This is a genomic window from Klebsiella sp. WP3-W18-ESBL-02 (assembly GCF_014168815.1).
Lineage (GTDB): Bacteria > Pseudomonadota > Gammaproteobacteria > Enterobacterales > Enterobacteriaceae > Kluyvera > Kluyvera ascorbata_B.
In genome coordinates, this window is sequence record NZ_AP021972.1 from 3,088,748 (window position 1) to 3,109,946 (window position 21,199).

Consider the following 21,199-nt stretch of genomic DNA (forward strand, 5'->3'; position numbering starts at 1 on the left):
AAAAGCCCTTCGCGTTGCGGTGATATGAACACAGGCGCATAATTAGCAGGCTTACAAATACACCCTTTTTCCTGCGGAACCTTATGCAACCCTCAGATGCCCCCATTAACTGGAAGCGTAACCTCGCTGTCGTCTGGCTAGGCTGTTTTTTAACCGGCGCCGCCTTCAGCCTCGTCATGCCCTTCCTCCCGCTTTACGTTGAACAGCTTGGCGTGACCGGACATGGCGCGCTGAACATGTGGTCTGGCCTGGTATTCAGCATCACGTTCCTGTTTTCCGCTATCGCCTCGCCGCTGTGGGGCGGATTAGCCGACCGCAAGGGGCGTAAAATCATGCTGCTGCGCTCGGCGCTAGGCATGGCTATCGTCATGCTGCTGATGGGGATGGCGCAGAATATCTGGCAGTTTCTGATTCTGCGCGCGCTGCTCGGCCTGCTTGGCGGCTTTATTCCCAACGCCAATGCGCTGATCGCCACGCAAATTCCACGCCATAAGAGCGGTTGGGCGCTGGGCACGCTGTCCACCGGCGCCGTCAGCGGTGCGCTGCTCGGGCCGCTGGCCGGCGGCTTTCTGGCCGATAACTATGGTCTGCGTCCGGTGTTCTTTATGACCGCTACCGTGCTGTTTATCTGCTTTGTGCTGACGCTGTTTTTCATCCGCGAACAGTTCACGCCGGTGTCCAAAAAAGAGATGCTGCACGTCAAAGAGGTGTTTGGTTCGCTGAAAAACCGCGAACTGGTGCTCAGCCTGTTCGTCACCACGCTGATTATTCAGGTGGCGACCGGCTCGATTGCCCCCATTCTGACGCTCTACGTCCGCGATTTAGCGGGTAACATCAGCGATATTGCCTTTGTCAGCGGCATGATAGCCTCGGTACCCGGCGTGGCGGCGTTGATCTGCGCGCCGCGGTTAGGCAAGCTGGGCGATCGTATTGGGCCAGAAAAAATTCTGATTGCCGCGCTGATCGTTTCCGTGCTGCTGCTGATTCCCATGTCGTTTGTACAAAACCCGCTGCAGCTTGGCATTCTGCGTTTTCTGCTCGGTGCCGCTGACGGCGCGCTGCTGCCGGCCGTCCAAACGCTGCTGGTCTATAACTCCAGTAATCAGATCGCCGGGCGCATATTCAGCTATAACCAGTCGTTCCGCGATATCGGTAACGTCACCGGGCCGCTAATCGGCGCCGCGGTGTCGGCCAACTACGGTTTCCGCGCCGTATTCTGCGTCACCGCCACGGTGGTCCTGTTTAACGCTATTTATACCGGTTTTAGCCTGCGCCGTAGCCCCGAGCCCTCCCGCCCCTAGTCATCCCTGCCCTGCGCTGAGTATGAAAACATCGCGCAGGGCGTGTACAACCGAAAACTTCAGCTATTATTTCCCTAAATACCACGTCAAATTGCAGGGAGTTGAGATGACTTTATACGCCACGCTCGAAGAAGCTATTGATGCGGCACGCGAAACTTTTCTCGCCGATAACCCTGGTCTTGAGGAGAGTGAAGCGGACGTACAGCAGTTCAATATGCAAAAGTACGTTTTACAAGACGGTGACATCATGTGGCAGGCCGAGTTCTTCGCCGATGAAGACGGTGAAGGAGAGTGTCTGCCTATGCTCAGCGGTGAAGCCGCGCAGAGCGTGTTTGACGGCGATTTTGATGAGATAGAACTGCGTCAGGAGTGGCTGGAGGAAAACACGCTGCACGAGTGGGACGAAGGCGAATACCAGCTGGAGCCCTCTCTCGATACGGAAGAGGGGCAGACCGCCGCGGATGAATGGGATGAACGCTAGCTACTCGTAGGGGCCATGGCTGGCGTCAATAGGGAGCAGCAGCGTGTCAAACACCAGTGAAAACGGCAGATCGATGATGGTGACATAGCGCCAGGCAGAGTCGCGCAGGTCCCACTTCACGCCCGGATAGTACTGGTTTCCGTGGCCCTGCCCGGGGATCGTTCGACTGATAATACTACCGCATCCGCTGAGCACGATCGCCATGGCGGCAACCAGTATGATTCTTATCACGTCATTCTCCTCATTAAACAGACAAAAAAATACCGGCTTGATGGCCGGTATTTTTTGCGGCAAACAATGGCTCAGAGCCCTCTCTGGCGGTGCCACACTTGCCCGGGCTACTAACCGGCAGCCCGGACGAGGCACAACACCGACGCCAGAGAAGCGCCGCGCTATTTGGCTTTCAGCGCCAGCGGGTTCAGCGTCAGCTTATCGTACTCGGCCACCCATGAGGAGTATTTCTCCGGTGCGGCCCAAACACGATAGTGCATTCGCGACAGCGTGACCGGGTCGCTCAGCAGTACCAGGCGACGATCGCGGTTCAGCTTGTCCGGCGTTTCGTTCAGCGCCTGCTCGACGTGGCGATCGCGAGCGATCTCCAGCACGTGGCTCGCGCGGTGACGCGCGGTGGCCATCGCCGTGGCCAGGGCGTTAAACGACGGGTTAAACACCGCGTGCATAAAGCCATCGTCCAGCACGCGCGCACGGTTCTGTTCCAGATAGGCTTCGGTATCGGCCAGCACTTTCGGCGTGCTGTACTCTTCCGGAATCAGGAACAGCTTCCAGCGCTTGGTGCGCAGCCCCATAGTGGAACGGCTGGAAATCACCGACACGAATGGCGAGAGGATCAGCGAGAACACAATCGGCGCCAGCCAGAACAGGAAGCGCAGATCCAGCCACGCCATCCCGACCGCCCATACCAGCCCCAGCAGCAGCTGAGAACCATGACGCATAAAGGCTTCGCTCCACGGCGTAGAGTCATCGTCACGCTGCGGCGAGTTCCAGACCACTTCCCAGCCGAGGAACGCGCTGACCACAAACACGGTGTGGAACAGCATACGTACCGGCGCCAGCAGCACAGAGAACAGGACTTCAAGCAGCAGAGAGATCGTCACGCGCACAAAACCGCCGTACTCTTTCGACCCTTTGCACCATACAAGGATGATACTCAGCAGTTTCGGCAGGAACAGCAGCACCATGGTCGATGCAAACAGCGCAATCGCCAGCTCAGGACGCCACTGTGGCCATACCGGGAACAGCTGACGCGGCTGCAGGAAGTACTGCGGCTCGGTCAGGGCGTGAACCACCTGCAGTGCGGTCGACAGGGCCAGGAACATAAACCACAGCGGCGCAGACAGGTAGGACATCACGCCGGTCAGGAACACCGCACGGTGAACCGGGTGCATCCCTTTCACCAGGAACAGGCGGAAGTTCATCAGGTTACCCTGACACCAGCGGCGGTCACGCTTCAGTTCGTCCAGCAGGTTCGGCGGCAGTTCTTCATAGGAGCCCGGCAGGTCGTAGGCGATCCATACGCCCCACCCTGCGCGACGCATCAGCGCGGCTTCAACAAAGTCATGCGACAGAATCGACCCGGCAAAGTTACCGTCGCCCGGCAGCGGCGCCAGCGCGCAGTGCTCGATAAACGGCTTCACGCGGATGATGGCGTTGTGCCCCCAATAGTGCGATTCACCGAGCTGCCAGAAGTGCAGACCGGCGGTAAACAACGGCCCGTAGACGCGGGTAGCAAACTGCTGGCAGCGCGCGTACAGGGTGTCCATACCGGAAGCGCGCGGCGAAGACTGGATGATCCCCGCATTCGGATTCGCTTCCATCAGGCGCACCAGGTTAGTCAGGCAGTCGCCGGACATCACCGAGTCAGCGTCCAGCACGACCATATAGCTGTACTGGTTACCCCAACGACGACAGAAATCATCGATGTTACCGCTTTTACGCTTCACGCGACGGCGGCGACGGCGATAGAAGATCTGCCCTTCCCCTTGCACTTCGGCAATCAGCTCCATCCAGGCCTTTTGCTCCGCAACGCAGATATCCGGATTGTAGCTGTCGCTGAGGATATACACGTCGAAGTGCTTCTGCTGGCCCGTGGCTTTCACCGACTCCCAGGTCGCACGCAGGCCGGCGAAGACGCGAGAGACGTCTTCATTACAGATAGGCATGATCAGCGCCGTCCGGTGCTCTGGATTTAGCGGCTCATCGCCAACGGTTGACGCAGAAATACTGTACTTATCGCGACCTATCAGCAGCTGTAAGAAGCCCATCAGCGCGGTCCAGAAACCGGCGGAGACCCAGCAGAACAGCACGGCGAAAAGGATCAGAATCCCGGTTTGCAGCAGATATGGCAGCAGCTGCATAAAGGAGACCCACAGATTTTGCCCGACCATATCGGCCGGGTTAATCAGCGCCCAGCCCTGATACGGCAGGATGGTCTTCATATACCAGGTGGCGACGACGGTCTGCGCCAGCGTCAGGATCAACAGGGTGTAACGGCGTAACGAACCCACCGTACGCCATTTCGCCTCATGCTCCTGCTCTTCTTTGGTCAGACGAGACAGGTAGCGCGGGGTGACATCGCGACCACGTAGACGATCCCAAAAGCGGCCGACCGGGTTGGTCCGCCACGGGTCCGGGAACATAGAAGAGCGCGTTGCTTTCGGCATCGCCTGCAGCTGCGTGCGCCCTTCGTCGTCTTTGATAAGCTGCTCGCCGCCCAGGGAGTCCGGCCAGCCCTCTTCCAGACGCGCCTTCACGGACGCCAGCGGCGTGTCGTCATCGCGTGGAAAAGCCTGATGCTCGTCATCCAGCGCTTCGTGCACGGCGCGCAGCGTCGTGTCCGGGAGCGCCGCTTTTTCTGCATCCGTAAGCGACAGTGCGTCGATATACTTCGTTGTCTTATTCATTTGCAGGCAGCTGATAGCTCCAGGTTTCACTCAGCGTCTGGTCAGCGTTGACCAGCGCAGCGCGCATTTCAGTGGTTTTCTTCGGATCTTTCACCTTCACGCGCAGCGTCAGACGCCAGCCTTTGGTCACCGGATTGTAGCGAACGCTGTTTTCAACGATTTCACCGTTATCACCGATGCTGGCCTGCGCCGTTACCGGCGTGTCCTGCGGCATTTTGCGCATATCCGCGCCGGTAAAGTCGATGATAAACGCCTGCGTACCGTCCGGCTGACGGATCAGGTTCGACTGCTTCACATCACCGGTGGAGCGACGCGTCTGCATCACGTATGCGCTGTCCGCATCGTGCAGTTTGTCTTCGTCACGGGTGAAGGTGATGGTGTACTTATAGTTCATCTCTTTACCGGCTTCCGGCAGCTTGTCCGGCGTCCAGTATGCAACGATGTTATCGTTGGTTTCGTCGTTGGTCGGAATCTCTACCAGCTCAACGGTGCCTTTGCCCCAATCGCCTTTCGGGGTGATCCAGGCGCTTGGGCGCAGATCGTAGCGGTCATCAAGATCTTCGAAACGAGAGAACTGGCGGCCACGCTGTAACAGGCCAAAGCCCTGCGGGTTTTCGGTCGCATAGCTGCTGACGGCCAGATGTTTCGGGTTGTTCAGCGGACGCCAGATCCACTCATCGTTACCGGCATGAATAGACAGACCGTTAGAGTCATGCAGCGCCGGGCGATAGTTGGTTGTGGTCGAAGGCTGGTTCGGCCCGAACAGGAACATGCTGGTCAGCGGCGCGACGCCCAGTTTACCGACTTTATCGCGCAGATAAATTTTGGTCTGTACGTCAACCACGGTATCGCGGCCCGGCATCACCACGAAGCGGTAAGCACCGGTCGCGCGCGGGGAATCCAGCAGCGCATAAATCGTCAGGCGCTTGTCGGTCGCTTTCGGACGCTCGATCCAGTATTCGCGAAAACGCGGGAACTCTTCGCCGGACGGCAGGGCGGTATCAATCGCCAGACCGCGAGCGGACAGACCATAAACCTGGCCCTGACCCAGCACGCGGAAGTAGCTAGCGCCCAGCATGCTGACGATTTCGTCGTTTTTGTCTTTGCTGTTGATCGGGTACAGCACTTTGAAGCCCGCGAAGCCAAGATCCTTCACGGTATCTTTGTCATGCTGAACGTCGCCGAACGTGAAGTAGTCCGGGCTGTACTTAATTTTGCGCACGGAGGTTGCCGTGACTTCATTAATCGTCACCGGCGTGTCGAAATACATACCCTGATGGTAGAATTCGAGCTTAAACGGGGTCTTAACTTTGCTCCAGTATGCCTTATCGTGATTAAACTGGATTTGCTGGTAGTCCGCGTATTTCATGTCGCGGAAGACGGAAGGCAGGTTGCTTTTTGGCGCTTCGTAGCTCTTGCCCGCCAGCGTTTTAGCCTGCTTTGCAACGTCATCAATACTGAATGCCCATGCAGATGAAGTACACAGGGACAACATTACGGCTGCGCCTAACCAACGCAGTTTCATCATCTGTGGTTTCTGTTTCATATAACTAAGCACTTCCCCCTTTGTGTGCTTAAATCGATCCGATCCATTTTACTGGAAATTCAAGCTATCCGACAACATAATCCCCGTATTGTTGAGCGCGGTGGCTTATCGAGTAAGCAACTGTTAACTGCGCTTTGCACTTTGCGTGCTTATCCTGGAGACAGGTAACCAGAGTTCGTGTAGGGTTGCCAACGAATGTAAACTTTATCACCTTACGCTGTAAGGCGATTAGTCTGAGAATCGTACCTAACCCTATGAATAACAAACCCGCACAGCGTGAATATTTTCTCGACTCGATCCGGGCCTGGCTGATGCTGCTGGGGATCCCCTTTCACATCTCACTTTTGTATTCGACCCACACCTGGCATATGAACAGCCCGACGCCGTCATGGTGGCTGACGCTGTTTAACGATTTTGTGCACGCGTTTCGCATGCAGGTGTTCTTTGTCATTTCCGGCTACTTTTCCTACATGCTTTTTCTGCGTTACCCGCTGAAAAAATGGTGGAAAGTTCGCGTGGAACGGGTCGGTATCCCGATGCTAACCGCCATTCCGCTGCTCACGCTGCCGCAATTTTTGATGCTGCAATACGTTAAGGGTAAGACGGAAACGTGGCATACGCTGACGTTTTACCAAAAATATAATACGCTGGCCTGGGAGCTGGTGTCACACCTGTGGTTCCTGCTTGTGCTGGTGGTGCTCACCACGCTCGGGATTATGGCCTTCCGCTTTATGCGCCGTCGCCAGACGCGCCGTCGCGCGGATCTTTTCGATAACATGACGATGGGCAAACTGACGGTCATGTTTCTGCTGCTTGGCCTGCTCTACGCCGCCATCCGTCGCACCATTTTCATCGTCTATCCGCCGATTCTGAGCGATGGGCTGTTCAACTTTGTAGTGATGCAGACGCTATTTTACGTGCCGTTCTTTATCCTGGGCGCGCTGGCCTTTATTCATCCAAAGCTCAAAACCCTGTTCACCACCCCGTCACCGTGGTGCATCGTCGCGGCGCTGCTCGGCTTTATCGCCTACCGCCTGAACCAGCACTATGGTTCTGGCGACGCATGGATGTATGAAACGGAATACCTGATTACGATGGTGCTGGGGCTGTGGATGGTGAACGTCGTGTTCTCGTTCGGTCACCGCATGCTCAACTTCCAGTCTGCCCGCGTGACCTATTTCGTGAATGCTTCCTTGTTTATCTATTTAGTACACCATCCGCTAACGCTGTTCTATGGCGCATGGATTATGCCGAGCATCAGCTCAAACTCACTCGGCTTCCTGACGGGGCTGGTCTTTGTGGTCGGCTGTGCGCTGGTGCTCTATGAAATTCACCTGCGTATCCCGTTGCTGCGTTTCCTGTTTTCCGGTAAACCGCAGCAAAAGGTGACGAAAACCCAGGCTGCCAGCCACTAAGTGTTCGCATCGTTGGCCAGAACGGGGATTCTCGTCTGGCCAAGTACCTCCCGATACAACCGGGTGGTCGCGTCATCAAAGCACACGAAATAGACCGTCTCCGGTAGGCTACGGCGGGTCAAAAATGCCGCCACCGTGCTGACGGCGATTTCCGTTGCCGCCTTCAGCGGGTAGCCATAAGCGCCCGTTGAGATCGCCGGAAAGGCGAGCGTGTGATAGCCATTATCCAGCGCCAGCTGAAGGCTGTTATAATACGCCTGCTGTAACAACGATGCTTCCTGCTCACCGCCCCCCTGCCACACCGGCCCGACCGTGTGAATCACGGCTTTTGCTTTCAGGTTTCCCGCATGCGTAATCACCGCATGCCCCGTCGGACAGGTCCCCTGCTGCTGACGCACAACCGCGCAGGCTTCCTGTAACGACGGCCCGGCAGCGCGATGAATCGCACCATCAACGCCGCCACCGCCCATTAACGAAGGGTTGGCTGCATTGACGATAACATCCACCTCCAGGGTGGTGATATCCCCCTGCAGCACCTGAATTCGTTCGGCCATGCTTACTATCCTCTCACTCAGACAAATCGATTATCTACCATAGACAACACGACTCGTCATTTCGTTTCGGCTATTTGTATTCCACGGTGAGGACTGCTGTTTTTTTATCCTTATCAATCCAGCGCAGGTTGGCGGTGCTTTTTTCATTCACGAACTGCCGCCCGTCCAGCAGCGTATGGATGGGAACCGACTGGTGCCGGGTTTTTCCATCCTGATAACAGCTGACCCCCACTTTGCCCGGTAGGGTTTGATAATCACAGGGGGATTCGACAATCTGCCCACGGAAATGGATAACACCGCTGTTTGCCGCCAGCGCTCCGGTTGTAAAAACAGACAGCAGTGAAACGATCGGAATGAAAATGCGCGTAAATGTTTGCATGGTAACTCCCCGTTTATCTGAGATCGTCCCTGAGCAGGATCTGTCCCGAAGCAGAAATGGTTAGTTAGCACATTTTGTAAACATTATGTTTACAATAGTAACCAAGCCTGCCAATTGCAATCTCTTTTTATATAGAAAATTTATATAGTTAGACTCATTATCGGCAACTGAACCATATACTTTATGCCTGCCGTGCAAACGACAAAAAAAGGCCGTAACGCTTGGGTTACGGCCTTTTACTAACGATCTGTCTTGATGCTTTGTTAACGATAAAGCGTTATCGCTCAATTAGCGGAAGTTACAGCCAATAGCACCCGGTTGGTTGCACAAGCCGGAGCGCGACCTGTCGCCGTTGTTGCCGCTTGATTGTCTTCCGGTCGTCGTCACCGTGGTGCCCGTAATTCCGCTGGTTGTTTGAACCCCGCCGACGTTACTACCACCATTGCTGCCACCGTTATTACCGCCGCCATTGTTGCCACCGCCGTTGTTACCGCCGCCGTTGTTACCGCCGCCGCCGTTACCACCGTGGTGACCACCGCCATGGTTATCATCGCCGCCGCCGTTTCCGCCGTGGTGACCACCGCCATGGTTACCATCGCCGCCGCCGTTTCCGCCGTGGTGACCGCCGCCATGATTATCATCGCCGCCGCCGTTACCGCCGTGGTGACCGCCGCCATGATTATCATCACCGCCGCCATTACCGCCGTGGTTACCATGACCGCCAAACGGGTTATGACCCTGGCCGCCGCCCATACCGCCGTGATTATCACCACCGCCCTGGTTACCACCGCCGCCATTGCCACCGTGATTACCATGACCGCCAAACGGGTTATGACCCTGGCCGCCGCCCATACCGCCGTGATTATCACCGCCGCCCTGGTTGCCACCGCCGCCGTTGCCACCGTGATTACCATGGCCGCCAAACGGGTTATGACCCTGACCGCCGCCCATACCGCCGTGGTTATCACCACCGCCCTGGTTGCCGCCGCCGTTGCCACCGTGGTTATCATGACCACCGAACGGGTTATGACCCTGACCGCCGCCATTACCGCCCATACCGCCGTGATCGCCACCGCTGCCGCCCTGGCCACCACCCATACCGCCGTGATCGCCGCCGCTGCCGCCCTGGCCACCACCCATGCCGCCGTGATCGCCGCCGCTGCCGCCCTGGCCACCACCCATACCGCCGTGATCGCCGCCGCTGCCGCCCTGGCCACCACCCATACCGCCGTGATCGCCGCCGCTGCCGCCCTGGCCACCACCCATACCGCCGTGATCGCCGCCGCTGCCGCCCTGGCCACCACCCATACCGCCGTGATCGCCGCCGCTGCCGCCCTGGCCACCACCCATACCGCCGTGATCGCCACCGTCGCCGCCGCTCTGGCCACCACCCATACCGCCGTGATCGCCGCCGCTGCCGCCCTGGCCACCACCCATACCGCCGTGATCGCCGCCGCTGCCGCCCTGGCCACCACCCATACCGCCGTGATCGCCACCGCCTTGGCCACCACCGCCATTATCGCCGCCTCCATTGCCGCCACCGCCATGGTCGCCACCACCGCCGTTGCCGCCACCGCCATGGTCGCCGCCACCGCCGTTGCCGCCACCGCCATGGTCGCCGCCACCGCCGTTACCGCCGCCTCCATTGCCGCCGCCTCCGTTGCCACCGCCGCCTCCATTGCCGCCACCGCCGTTACCGCCGCCTCCGTTGCCGCCACCGCCGTTGCCGCCGCCTCCATTGCCACCACCGCCGTTGCCGCCGCCTCCATTGCCGCCACCGCCGTTGCCGCCGCCTCCATTGCCGCCACCGCCGTTGCCGCCGCCTCCATTGCCGCCACCGCCGTTGCCGCCGCCTCCATGGTCGCCGCCACCGCCGTTACCGCCGCCTCCATGGTCGCCACCACCGCCGTTACCGCCGCCTCCGTTGCCACCACCGCCGTTACCGCCGCCTCCGTTGCCACCACCGCCGTTACCGCCGCCTCCGTTGCCACCACCGCCGTTGCCGCCGCCTCCGTTGCCACCACCGCCGTTGCCGCCGCCTCCATGGTCGCTGCCGCTATTGCCGCCTCCACCCTGACCGTTATCCTGACCGTTTCCGCCATTTCCGTTGTCGTTGCCATTCCCCCGGTTATTTGAATTTTGACCGCGGTTGTCGTTATTACCATTCTCACCTGCAGCTACGGCATATATAGTCGTCGCAGGGTATAAAACGGTGAGCGCCATAATTATGGCGAGTTGCTTCATTTTCATGATGAACCCTTTCACACGTTATAAGTTGCTGTATGCTATTGCCGTAACAATCGATTATTTTGCAATATAAACAAAATAGAACTGGTGATAATCACGACACCCATTGATAAATGACCTAGCATTCTGACGATATAGATAAAAGCCAATCTGCAGATAATGGTCTTTTTTTCAATCCGTTATCGCAGAGAATGTCGAAAGAAGAAAATAATGGCCAAAAATAAGTTGATAGCTGCCCGGCACAATCTGAAAAAGATTACGCACAGTATTTGATGGTATAATAATCCTCGCCACGAATTTAAATAAAACCCGTAGTGCAGACCGCATCCCATTTATCTGTATTCGGTTAGCTCATCATACTTTTGAAAACAAACCACCCCGCCATGTTAGAAATATCGAAGGAAAGCTGCATTATGTTTACCACACCGATAATACTGAGTGACTCGATGCTATATGGATGAGTATGCATACCAGTTTGGCGTGGCGATCTCATAACAAAGGTTGATTTATTTTCAAAAAGTCAACCTTTAGTATTAATAAATCCCCAGAGAGGCTAACCGAATAACGCACACGGAAAACAACACGTTATAAAGAAGACGATTCAACAAAAGTTTGAAAAGTGCTTAAGGTCACACGCAATCATCACACAAATTATCTGAGGCGATCATATTACTTAAAATAAATCAACCGATATCATATTGAATAATAACAAAATAAAATATAAAGGTGCAATATGTATGATCATTAAGAATGCAGGTTAAAAACTTAATAAATCGGCCTTATTTACATTTTGTAATTTATTTTTACATTATGTTTCATGATTATTTCTTGATTTAGGTTTATCAGCGTCTAAATTTTAAATTAAGAAACTTTAGTTTTAATTCTCTTATTTGAAACACTTCATCCATACAGCAACCACATTTCAGCAGTGCTTAAATAGATGATTTGATAATATTTGCCTGCTGCATAATTTATATTGGGGACTCATCATGGCAAAAGAGCTTACCTCGACAAACCAGACTCTCTCCTTAGTCACAAGGCCTTCATTACAGTCTTGTGCCCTGTCGCAGAATTTGAAAAAGTTACTCAGGATGGAAATTAAAATTGTTAATATTCATCTAGTTAACATTGATAATTTAGACCCGGGCATTATCCTTTTCGATATGATGGATACCGATAGACGGTTAATGAAGGCCTGGCAGGAAGCGCTGTGCAAATTGAACAACGGTGCAAAATTATTGCTGTTCAACACGCCAGAAGAGTACTCCTATCCCGACATCGAGGCATGGCCGCACATCAGCGGCATATTCTATGAACATGATGAAGAACACTTTCTGGTCAAAGGGCTGCAAAAGGTGATGGAAGGCGAATGCTACTTTTCACGTAAATTAGCAAGCTATCTTATTATGCATTCCGGTAACTATCGCTATGATAATTCGGAAAGTACTATTCTCACCTATCGCGAGAAAGAGATCCTGAACAAGCTGCGGATCGGTGCCTCCAATCTTGAGATCGCCCGTGCGCTCTTTATTAGTGAGAGTACCGTTAAAACGCATCTCTATCATTTATTTAAGAAAATAGCCGTCAAAAACCGCACACAGGCCGTTTCCTGGGCTAACGATAACTTCAAACATTAAGATCGCGTGACAAAAAAACGGCGGCCAGGGTATTCCCCCGCCGCCGTTTTGTCTTCGTCATGTCTGCACCGTTATAGCGCCGATTCTTCCGTTTGCTTACGTTCCGCCTTACGATTTGCCAGCCATAGGCCGCTGTTTTTCATGGCATAGCCAAACAACAACCCCACCAGCAGCGACGGCACAACCGCGCGCCAGTCGCCCTGTCCTGCGAACGTAGTGCAAGCGCCAATAAACGTGCCGGGGACAAATGACAACAGCAGCTGCTTAGACTGAATGCACATCAGAAATGCCACGACGCCAGTCATCATGTAGCCAACAATCTCCAGATGCGGCGCTAATGCGCTGCCGTAGATAATCACCAGCGCCCAGACAACCCCGCTCATGGTCGTGCAGGTGGAAATAGCCAGCCCTTTCAGCCCGCCCTGCGGACAGGCGAAATAGGCCGTACAGCCAAGAAAACCGGCCCAGCTCAAGAGTCCGAGAGACACGGCCACCCATCCCCAGATACCGGAGAGAATGCCTGTTGTGATTGCGATAGCTAAGATAACGTTCATGGCGAGCATCTTAGCAGATGCCCGCCGTTATGATGAGATCACGAGCACATTATGTTCATCATATACATTTCATTTTCACCAAAAGCGTGACTTAAATCACTCCTCAGCTTCTTCCTGCAGCTCATCCCACATGGCCGCAATCGCTTCGCGGGTCAGCGGTGCCATCGTACGCCAGAAGGCGGTCGTGGCATGAGCTTCGACCTTCCCGAGGAACGTTTCAAACCACGGTAACAGATAGTCGGCAAACAGGGTTTCCAGCGCCTCATTATCATCTTCAACGTTGTCTTCCAGCCATGAAGCCGCCAGCAGCAGCGTCCCCATCTGATCCGCCGGGCTCTCCCCCAGCGGCATACCTTGACCGCTGAGGAACGCACGCACTTCCGCTTCGCTCGCCCCTTCTACCCAGGCGCTGCGCACCGGCGGCACGCGGCACTCTTCACCCACAAACAGCGCGTTATAGTCGGCAGCAATCTGCTGGATATCGCAGCTTTTTTGCAGACGAGCCAGCAGTTCATCCTGCTCCAGCGGCCAGCTTGCCGCCAGCTTGCCTTCCCGAATCAGGGTAAACAGCGGCACCAGCAGCGGATCCTGCGGCTGACGGTAGTACAGAGAACCCAGCGCGCGGCAGAGGATAGAAAACTCGTTCATTCAATTATTCCAGTTAGTCGTTAAAATTCAGCAAATTCAGGAATCGGCGGCATCCCGCGCGACTCAAGGAAATTCAGAAAACGTCGCGGCGTGACGTTCAGGATCCGCTCCTGCGGGAAATCAACCGCATCAAGGATCTTCTGGCATTCGGTAAACTCACCAAGCGTGAACGCGGTGTGCGAGTCCGAGCCCAGGGCCAGCCAGCCCCCCGCATCCCGAACCGCTGCGGCAATAGCCCGACAGTTATGTTCACTGCCGACGCGCGAGCTGACAAACGATGAGTTGTTGATTTCCAGCGCCACATGATATTTCGCCGCCGCCGCCGCGATGGCGGGAATATCCACCGGGAATTTAGGGTTTCCCGGGTGTGAAATCATATGCACATTACCGCTCGCCATCGCCGCGATCATCGCCTGAGTATGGGTCTCTTTGTCCTGCGGCGCGAAAACCGGCTCATGGAACCCGGCGATAATAAAGTCCAGCGACGTCAGCATCGGCCCGGTGCAATCAATCTCACCCGCAATATTTTTAATATTGGATTCAATACCGCGCAGGATACCCACACCATCGACAACGCGCGGCCAGATACGCATATTCACGAAGTGCCAATAGTGGGGCGCATCGGCCATGTCCGGGCCATGGTCGGTGATGGCGAAGAGCTTAATCCCTTTACGTTTCGCCTCGGCAATATAGTCATGCAAGGTACTGTAAGCGTGCGTGCTCGCAACAGTATGCATATGTAAGTCAACAGGATACATCACTTTCTCCTCTCTCGTGATAAACCAAGGATAGCAGGAATGGCGTGCGTTTATAACGCCTGGCTCAATAGCCGCGAACTCGGTCGACCTGCCCGCCTGGCGTTTCACCGCGCTCCAGCTGCGTGATGGTGCGGGCAATATAGGCGATGGCTTCCTGCGGACGGGTGACGGCCGCCACGTGCGGCGTCATGGTGACGCGCGGATGACGCCACAGCGGACTTTCAGCCGGCAACGGTTCACGGCTGAACACGTCAAGCATCGCCGCTTTAAGTTTACCGCTGTCCAGCGCCGCCAACAGATCCTCTTCAACCACGTGAACGCCGCGCGCCAGATTAAGCACGTAGCTATTGTCCTGAAGCTGCGCAAGCAGCGGTGCCTTAATAATGCCAGCGGTTTCCGCGGTATTCGGCAGCAGGTTGATCAGGACGCGGGTACCGCTGAGGAACGCACTCAGTTCGCCTTCGCCGGCAAAACTGGTGACCTGCGGCCACGCTTTGCGGCTGCGGCTCCAGACCCGTACCGGGAAACCCCACGCCAGCAGGCTTTCCGCGACCTTTGAGCCAAGAACCCCCGCGCCCATAATGCCAACGGTGAATGCATCGTGGGTATAGTCCTCCAGCGGCTGCCAGAGAGATTCTCGCTGCTGCGCCTGATAATCATCAAAACGACGGAACCAGTGCAACACCTGGCTGACCGCATATTCCTGCATCTGAATACCCATGCCGGTATCTTCAAGGCGGAACAGGGGGATCGACAATGGCAACATCTCCGGATGTGCCTTTAGCTTGCTGAGAATCGAGTCAACGCCCGCCCCCAGCGCAAAAACCGCCTTCAGCGTTCTGCCCTGTAACATCTCAACCGGCGGATGCCACACCAGCGCATAGTCAGCCGGCGCATTGTCCCCGCGCACCCAGGCACGAATATTGGCACCGGGCAGCTTTTTGCTCAGTTCGGCAATCCAGTAAGGGGTATCAAACGTCGGGTGATAAAAGATGATCTCCATAGTGACTCCAGCTCAGGGCGCCCGTATTTGTGCGATCGGACGCGGTTTTTGATTATTTTTGTGATTTTACAGAATAACAAATTTCGCCAGGCTGTCCTGGGAAATGCGGCGGCGATCGCAAAAAAGACGATTTATGAATGTTTAAGAAGCAATTTGATTGAAGTTTGTCTAAACGCGCGATTTTTCGAAAAAGTTTATTGACGCTGGAGAGCCTTTTCCCTACATTAGCGCTCGTCCCAGCGACGCTGGGAAGACAATATGGTGAGGTGTCCGAGTGGCTGAAGGAGCACGCCTGGAAAGTGTGTATACGGCAACGTATCCGGGGTTCGAATCCCCGCCTCACCGCCATATTTAAAGAAGAGCTCGTACGCAAGTACGGGCTTTTTTTTCGCCTGTTGCACAGCCTGGCGGGGTGAGAACCCCGGACCCGGGTTCGACACAAAATTGCCGGGAGCAATTTTGAACAGCGCATGCGCTGGCCCCGGAGGGGCGAGGCCCAGGGATGGGCCGAGTAGCGGCGCAGCCAGTTGGACAGACCGTGAACACAGTGAACGGGCTGCCCGCAGGGCGCGCGAAGCGAGTCAATCCCCGCCTCACCGCCATATTTAAAGAAGAGCTCGTACGCAAGTACGGGCTTTTTTTCGCCTGTTGCATGGCATGGTGGGGTGAGAAGTCCGTCCCTGAATGACTAATGGCTCTCCATCAGCCAGTTGTTAAAGACTTCGCTGCGCAGTTTTTTCAGCAGATCCACCGCGCCGCTGCATCCCATCTTTTTTATCAGCGCCCGGCGCGTCTGATAGATCGTTTTGATATGCAGATCCAGGTGATCGCCCATATCCGCCATGCGTTTACCCTGCTTAATTAAATCAATCAGCCGTCGTTCCCGTGGCGTCAGCAACACCCTGTTTTTACGGGCAGCCCGTCGCCCTTTTTGATTCACAACCGACAGAATAAATTCATGCAGTTCTTCAACGCTTGATTTCATCGGAAACTGATACACCGACAGGTCATCGAGAAATTCAAAACGCGAACCATCGGTCAGCAGAATTATCCTGCTTTTTCTCAGGTTATAATTATGATTAATAACTTCGGCATATTCATGTTCAGTTAAAAATACATAGCGGATTGCGTTATCGCCAAAGGACACCTTTGTCAGAATATTCTCCAGGCCACAGCGGAGATAGTTGTCGGAAAGCCAAAGGTCGGCATGCCCCGTCCGTACATAGTCGTCGCAGCACATTGTTCATTTTCCACTGAAAATCAAACGGCAATTACCAGGCTGGTCAGCGTCTACCGACCGCCATAGCGTATTGGGTTAGAGTACGGATGAATTAACCCGCTGACATCGCGATCAAATATCATCCATGGTATGACCAACCACAATCTCCAGCGTCTTTCTTATAACATCTGCCTGTACCACGTCAGCGGTGACCTCCAGCCGTTGTACAAGTGATAAAATAATATTCTTATTATTAATATGCTCACCGTTCATCAGAATATGTCGGATGGCTGAACCTAATACAGCCGCTTCCTCAGCAAGCACATCGCCAGCATGACGAAAATAATCGGACAGAGAATGATCGGATAAAGCGCTGTAAATATCGGGTTGTTGAATCATTGCTGTGTTCATTCTTTTCACCACTGTTGATAAGTAAAGGTTTTAGTGAACTTTCCTTTTTCGTTGTCTCGAGCCGTCGCGCGATCTCCATCGGGCATTTTCCCTATGCTCGCCCTGCGTTAATTTGGTTTGCTTACCCGTCGCCGCTTCAATGCGGGCAATCAGCGACGGGAAAACATCACGTCGGGACCGTTCAGTTTCAGTCGCCTGCATCGCACGAAGCTGAGTGAGCAGCGCCATTGAGTTCACTGGAACGTTGCGTTTAAGCAATAACAGCACTGCCTGCCCGATAAGTTCATCCGTGAGTTTCTCAATGTCATTTTTGTACATTACCGCTCTCTTATACCCCTTGAGCCAGAAACGAAGTCGCAGCATGCTGCTGCTCGCCTCTGGCGTGACCTGCGCTCAGCGTTCGAAAAGTAAACCGATTAACGCATTGTAATGACCTTTTTCCTCAGCGCAGGACGCCTGTTCAAGGCGACTCAGTAATTTCGTGCACAATGATTTACGATTAAGGTTTCGCCCATCGTGCAAAATTTCGACCACAATCTCTCCTAGTGTCTCCTGCTGTGTAGGCAGGCTGGCCTTATTGAAATACTGTGCGATGGCACCAGCCGTATCAAAAATGTAACCATTCTGCTGCATGAGATGCTCCTGTACGAATCAGTAAAAAAGTAAACGCTTCGTCACTCAAAGTCATAAAAATTGTACACAATATCTGTACAAACATATGTTTTAAAATTTAGCTAAAAATGCTAATGCAATACTTTCAATTACTTACTGTGCTAATTTTCATTTTTTAACCATTGTTATTGTACTAATTTTGAAAGAGAAAAAACGCTACCCCCCTCTCCTTCTGGCATAACGTAAGCGTGATAATCATGAGTGGTAAAACTTTTGTTAATTTAATGTGTTAATTACGCTGCTATCTGTTAGGGTTAAGGTCCTTCTCTCCTACGCCGGAAAATCATGCTTACTACCATCATCTACCGCAGCCATCTCTGTGATGACGTGCCGGTGAAAGCGCTCGAAAGTATGGTCGCCGCTGCGAATCTTAAAAATGGTCATGCCGACGTCACGGGCATCCTACTGTTCAACGGTACGCATTTCTTTCAGCTCCTCGAGGGTCCGGAAGAAACGGTAAAACCCATCTACCGCGCAATTTGCCAGGATCGCCGCCACTACAACATCGTCGAGCTACTTTGCGATTACGGTCCTTCACGTCGCTTTGGCAAAGTCGGTATGGAGCTTTTCGATCTCCGTGAACACGACAGGACAGAAGTACTGCAACTCATTCTTAATAAAGGCACTTCCCGCTACCAGCTCACCTATAACGATCGTGCGTTGCAATTCTTTCGCACGTTTGTCGAGTCGGTAGAAAAGGAAAATTATTTCGAGATCCCGCCCGCCGATAGCTGGGCGTTTATCACCACTGAACGCGACCACATCCTCGACGCTTCCGTCATCCGCTGCGAAGCGCAATGCGGCTTTGCATTTCAGCCCATTATTGACCCGCTTGCTCAGGAGGTTGTCTCGCTTGAAGCGCTGGTCCGTGCGCCCTCCGGCGGTTCTCCCGCGGTTTTCTTTGACTCACTCAACGGCGACGACCTTTATCTGGCTGACCTGCACAGTAAGAAAACGGCCTTCGCGCTTGCCGTTGCGCTCGGTATTGGCGATCTGACGCTGTCGATTAACCTGCTGCCGATGACGCTGGTTAACGTGCCGGATGCGGTCAACATTTTGCTGCAGGCGATTGCCGACAATGGCCTCATTCCCGAGCAAATCATCGTCGAATTCACTGAAAGTGAAGCCATTTCGCAATTTGATGCTTTCACTCAGGCCGTGCGTACGCTGAAGGGTTCTGGGATAAGCGTCGCTATCGATCATTTTGGCGCGGGATTCGCGGGCTTGCAGCTGCTGGCGCAGTTCCAGCCCGACAGAATTAAAATCAACCGCGACCTTATTCAGGATGTTCACAAAAGTGGCCCACGTCAGGCCATTATTCAGGCCATCATCAAATGTTGTTCGTCACTTGAAATTGCCGTGTCTGCGGTAGGCGTCGAAAAGGCGGAAGAGTGGATGTGGCTTGAATCTGCTGGGATTACCGAATTCCAGGGGCATTTATTTGCGGCGCCGTGCCACTATGGGATCCCGGCCATCACCTGGCCAGAGAAAAAAACCGAACTGTAATTAATTATTTCGCCTGAGGTTCCGGCCGAAGGCGCGCACCATTCTTTTTTGTCATTAAAAATCAATAAATTACCATCTTAATCACCTCTACACTTACTTCTTCTCGGCAGGTAATCATCCACGATGACACCTGTACAAACGGCACTGTACAATAAATTATAAATTGTACAGATGGCGGTGAATTCGTTATTTTTATACAGGACGTTTGGTTATAGCATGAGGGATTGTATGAGCTTTTACAGCATAGGCGATGTTGCCGAACGATGCGGTATCAATCCCGTCACCTTGCGCGCATGGCAGCGACGCTACGGCTTATTAAAGCCCCAGCGTAGCGAAGGCGGCCACCGACAGTTTGATGAAGAAGATATTCAGCGTATCGAAGAGATAAAGCGCTGGATCAAAAGCGGCGTGCCCGTGGGTAAAGTCAAAGCGCTGCTTGAAGAAAGTCAGACCACGACGCACGATGACTGGAGTGCCTTGCAGGAAGAGATGATGGCAGCACTCCGCTCCGCTCGCCCGGCGCGGCTGCGCGCCAAAATCAGCGCATTAGGTCGTGAACATCCCTGTGATGCACTGATCGACCATGTTTTTGTTCCCGTTCGTCAACGTCTCAGCCTCGACCAAAACACTGCCCGCATCATGTGCAGCCTGCTCGACGGCGTGCTGATTGAGTTTGTCACCTCCTGCCTGTCCGAATCACGCCGCAAAGCCGGCAAAGATGCGCTGCTGATGGGCTGGGACACCGACGATCGTACGCGTTTGTGGCTTGAGGCCTGGCGGCTTTCTCAACGGGGCTGGCATATTGCAGTGCTCGCCGAGCCGCTGGAATCACCGCGCCCTGAACTGTTTCCCGGCCAGCAGCTGTTCGTCTGGACGGGGGTTACCCCCACCCGCCGACAGCAGGAATTGCTACAGCACTGGCATGAACAGGGCTATTCTCTGGCTTTCCACCTCGCCTGATTACCTGCCCGGAAACGTCACTCTTCAATCATCTGCGCATACTCCTCGCGGAGAAAATCCACCAGCGCTCGCACTGCGGGCAGTTGACCGCGACGCGAGGGGTATACCGCGTGAATGACTTCCCGCTTCGGCTCCCAGTCCTCCAGCACGCGCACCAGCGCGCCTTTCGCCAGCTGTTCCCGCACCATCAGGAGCGGTAGCTGTACCACGCCCACTCCCGCGACGGCGGCTTCACGCAGCGCCAGCATATCGCTAGCGATCAGCCGCGGGGTGAAATGTACGTCCGCCTTCGCGCCGTTCGGTCCGCTAAGCGACCATGAGTGAACCTGTTTGCCCATCGCCATGCTTAAGCCTGGCCAGCGGCTCAGATCGTCCGGCGAGCGCGGCAGGCCGTGCTCCGCAACCAGGGACGGGCTGGCGACGAGGCAATGCCCGCGATCGGCCAGCACGCGCATCACTAAGTCACTGTCGTCAAATGGCCTTGGCCGCACGCGGATGGCGACGTCAACGCCTTCTGCTATCAGGTCAACCCGTCGATTGGTTGCTTCCAGATGAAGCTGAACGCCCGGGTATCGCCGCATAAAGCGCGCCAGCATCGGGCCGATGTGGACATGCAGTAACGTCACCGGGCATGTCAACCTGACGCTGCCACGCGGCTCCGCCTGTAACACCGCAATCGCCTCCTGTGCCGCCTCCGCTTCAATCATCATCGCCTTGCAGTGCTGATAAAAGGTTTGCCCCACGTCGGTGACCGTAAACTGGCGTGTGGTACGGTGAATCAGCCGCACGCCGAGCTGCGCTTCCAACTGGGCAATGCGTCGGCTGAGTTTTGACTTGGGAATATCCAGCGCTCTGCCTGCCGCCGCAAAGCCACCGTGATCGACCACATGCACAAACCACGCGAAATCATTGAGATCCTGCATACCCACTCCATCGTTCTATTTTTGCAACAGTGTAGGTCACTTTTGCTATCTACCGGATATTTAC

Annotated in this window: 21 protein-coding genes and 1 tRNA gene; 8 read left to right on the top strand and 14 right to left on the bottom strand. The window is 54.7% G+C overall.

The features are described 5' to 3' along the window. The first annotated feature begins 83 nt into the window (after positions 1-83). Together mdtG and H7R56_RS14840 are read left to right on the top strand one after the other, a co-directional pair. Positions 84-1,301, top strand: a complete 1,218-nt coding sequence (mdtG, locus tag H7R56_RS14835; protein WP_106926264.1) for a multidrug efflux MFS transporter MdtG — start codon at positions 84-86, stop codon at positions 1,299-1,301. Positions 1,302-1,407: 106 nt separating this feature from the next. Then, entirely contained in the window at positions 1,408-1,782 is a 375-nt protein-coding gene (locus H7R56_RS14840) for a MysB family protein (protein WP_106926262.1), read from the top strand. On the opposite strand, the gene H7R56_RS14845 is transcribed toward H7R56_RS14840, so the two are convergent. The 3 genes from H7R56_RS14845 to mdoG all read right to left on the bottom strand — a co-directional run bounded on the left by H7R56_RS14845 (position 1,783) and on the right by mdoG (position 6,249). Next, positions 1,783-2,010, bottom strand: coding sequence for a YceK/YidQ family lipoprotein (locus tag H7R56_RS14845; protein ID WP_106926607.1), 228 nt, complete (start codon positions 2,008-2,010; stop codon positions 1,783-1,785). Positions 2,011-2,174: 164 nt separating this feature from the next. Then, entirely contained in the window at positions 2,175-4,703 is a 2,529-nt protein-coding gene (gene mdoH / locus H7R56_RS14850; RefSeq protein WP_106926260.1) for a glucans biosynthesis glucosyltransferase MdoH, read from the bottom strand. After that, on the bottom strand, positions 4,696-6,249 hold the full coding sequence (gene mdoG, locus H7R56_RS14855; RefSeq protein WP_106926258.1) for a glucans biosynthesis protein MdoG: 1,554 nt from the start codon (positions 6,247-6,249) through the stop codon (positions 4,696-4,698). The genes mdoH and mdoG overlap by 8 nt, the downstream gene beginning before the upstream one ends. Before the next feature lie 254 nt (positions 6,250-6,503). Here mdoG and mdoC point away from each other — a divergent pair, with 254 nt between their 5' ends. Continuing rightward, positions 6,504-7,664, top strand: coding sequence for a glucans biosynthesis protein MdoC (gene mdoC, locus H7R56_RS14860; protein WP_106926256.1), 1,161 nt, complete (start codon positions 6,504-6,506; stop codon positions 7,662-7,664). On the opposite strand, the gene ymdB is transcribed toward mdoC, so the two are convergent. Together ymdB and H7R56_RS14870 are read right to left on the bottom strand one after the other, a co-directional pair. Next, a complete protein-coding gene (gene ymdB / locus H7R56_RS14865) occupies positions 7,661-8,218 on the bottom strand; it encodes an O-acetyl-ADP-ribose deacetylase (RefSeq protein WP_106926254.1) in 558 nt (185 codons plus the stop codon). The genes mdoC and ymdB overlap by 4 nt on opposite strands. 70 nt (positions 8,219-8,288) lie before the next feature. Further along, positions 8,289-8,597 carry a hypothetical protein gene (locus tag H7R56_RS14870; RefSeq protein ID WP_106926252.1) on the bottom strand — a complete coding sequence of 103 codons (309 nt, stop codon included), beginning with the start codon at positions 8,595-8,597 and terminating at the stop codon, positions 8,289-8,291. Between the two features lie 414 nt (positions 8,598-9,011). Between H7R56_RS14870 and H7R56_RS14875 the strand changes: the two genes are divergently transcribed. Both H7R56_RS14875 and csgD read left to right on the top strand, forming a co-directional pair. Beyond that, a complete protein-coding gene (locus H7R56_RS14875) occupies positions 9,012-10,733 on the top strand; it encodes a hypothetical protein (RefSeq protein WP_182928292.1) in 1,722 nt (573 codons plus the stop codon). A gap of 1,100 nt (positions 10,734-11,833) precedes the next feature. Next, the gene (gene csgD / locus H7R56_RS14880; protein ID WP_106926250.1) at positions 11,834-12,481 is read left to right on the top strand and encodes a biofilm master transcriptional regulator CsgD; all 648 of its coding nucleotides are present in this window, start codon (positions 11,834-11,836) and stop codon (positions 12,479-12,481) included. Between the two features lie 71 nt (positions 12,482-12,552). Here csgD and H7R56_RS14885 read toward each other — a convergent pair whose 3' ends face one another. The 4 genes from H7R56_RS14885 to ghrA all read right to left on the bottom strand — a co-directional run bounded on the left by H7R56_RS14885 (position 12,553) and on the right by ghrA (position 15,444). Then, complete coding sequence (locus tag H7R56_RS14885; RefSeq protein WP_146145710.1) at positions 12,553-13,035, bottom strand: DUF1097 domain-containing protein; 483 nt, start codon at positions 13,033-13,035, stop codon at positions 12,553-12,555. Positions 13,036-13,131: 96 nt separating this feature from the next. Next, positions 13,132-13,683: a TorD/DmsD family molecular chaperone gene (locus tag H7R56_RS14890; protein WP_106926246.1), complete on the bottom strand. Its 552-nt coding sequence runs from the start codon at positions 13,681-13,683 to the stop codon at positions 13,132-13,134. A 20-nt stretch (positions 13,684-13,703) separates the two neighbouring features. Beyond that, complete coding sequence (locus H7R56_RS14895) at positions 13,704-14,441, bottom strand: phosphatase (RefSeq protein ID WP_181357985.1); 738 nt, start codon at positions 14,439-14,441, stop codon at positions 13,704-13,706. 64 nt (positions 14,442-14,505) lie between these two features. Further along, positions 14,506-15,444, bottom strand: a complete 939-nt coding sequence (gene ghrA, locus H7R56_RS14900; protein ID WP_106926242.1) for a glyoxylate/hydroxypyruvate reductase GhrA — start codon at positions 15,442-15,444, stop codon at positions 14,506-14,508. 260 nt (positions 15,445-15,704) lie between these two features. Here ghrA and H7R56_RS14905 point away from each other — a divergent pair. Continuing rightward, positions 15,705-15,792: transfer RNA gene (locus H7R56_RS14905), tRNA-Ser, on the top strand. A 340-nt stretch (positions 15,793-16,132) separates the two neighbouring features. Here H7R56_RS14905 and H7R56_RS14910 read toward each other — a convergent pair. The 4 genes from H7R56_RS14910 to ycgZ form a co-directional block, all read right to left on the bottom strand. Beyond that, on the bottom strand, positions 16,133-16,684 hold the full coding sequence (locus H7R56_RS14910; RefSeq protein ID WP_106926238.1) for a helix-turn-helix transcriptional regulator: 552 nt from the start codon (positions 16,682-16,684) through the stop codon (positions 16,133-16,135). 111 nt (positions 16,685-16,795) lie between these two features. Beyond that, positions 16,796-17,062, bottom strand: coding sequence for a biofilm development regulator YmgB/AriR family protein (locus H7R56_RS14915; RefSeq protein ID WP_106926236.1), 267 nt, complete (start codon positions 17,060-17,062; stop codon positions 16,796-16,798). A gap of 42 nt (positions 17,063-17,104) precedes the next feature. Next, entirely contained in the window at positions 17,105-17,392 is a 288-nt protein-coding gene (locus H7R56_RS14920; protein ID WP_182928293.1) for a hypothetical protein, read from the bottom strand. A 75-nt stretch (positions 17,393-17,467) separates the two neighbouring features. After that, positions 17,468-17,707 carry a regulatory protein YcgZ gene (ycgZ, locus tag H7R56_RS14925; protein WP_106926232.1) on the bottom strand — a complete coding sequence of 80 codons (240 nt, stop codon included), beginning with the start codon at positions 17,705-17,707 and terminating at the stop codon, positions 17,468-17,470. Between the two features lie 324 nt (positions 17,708-18,031). On the opposite strand from ycgZ, the gene H7R56_RS14930 reads away from it, so the two are divergent. Together H7R56_RS14930 and H7R56_RS14935 are read left to right on the top strand one after the other, a co-directional pair. After that, complete coding sequence (locus tag H7R56_RS14930) at positions 18,032-19,252, top strand: diguanylate phosphodiesterase (RefSeq protein WP_106926230.1); 1,221 nt, start codon at positions 18,032-18,034, stop codon at positions 19,250-19,252. Positions 19,253-19,480: 228 nt separating this feature from the next. Continuing rightward, positions 19,481-20,212: a MerR family transcriptional regulator gene (locus tag H7R56_RS14935; RefSeq protein WP_106926228.1), complete on the top strand. Its 732-nt coding sequence runs from the start codon at positions 19,481-19,483 to the stop codon at positions 20,210-20,212. 17 nt (positions 20,213-20,229) lie between these two features. Here H7R56_RS14935 and H7R56_RS14940 read toward each other — a convergent pair whose 3' ends face one another. Further along, the gene (locus tag H7R56_RS14940; RefSeq protein ID WP_182928294.1) at positions 20,230-21,135 is read right to left on the bottom strand and encodes a LysR family transcriptional regulator; all 906 of its coding nucleotides are present in this window, start codon (positions 21,133-21,135) and stop codon (positions 20,230-20,232) included. Positions 21,136-21,199: the final 64 nt, after the last annotated feature.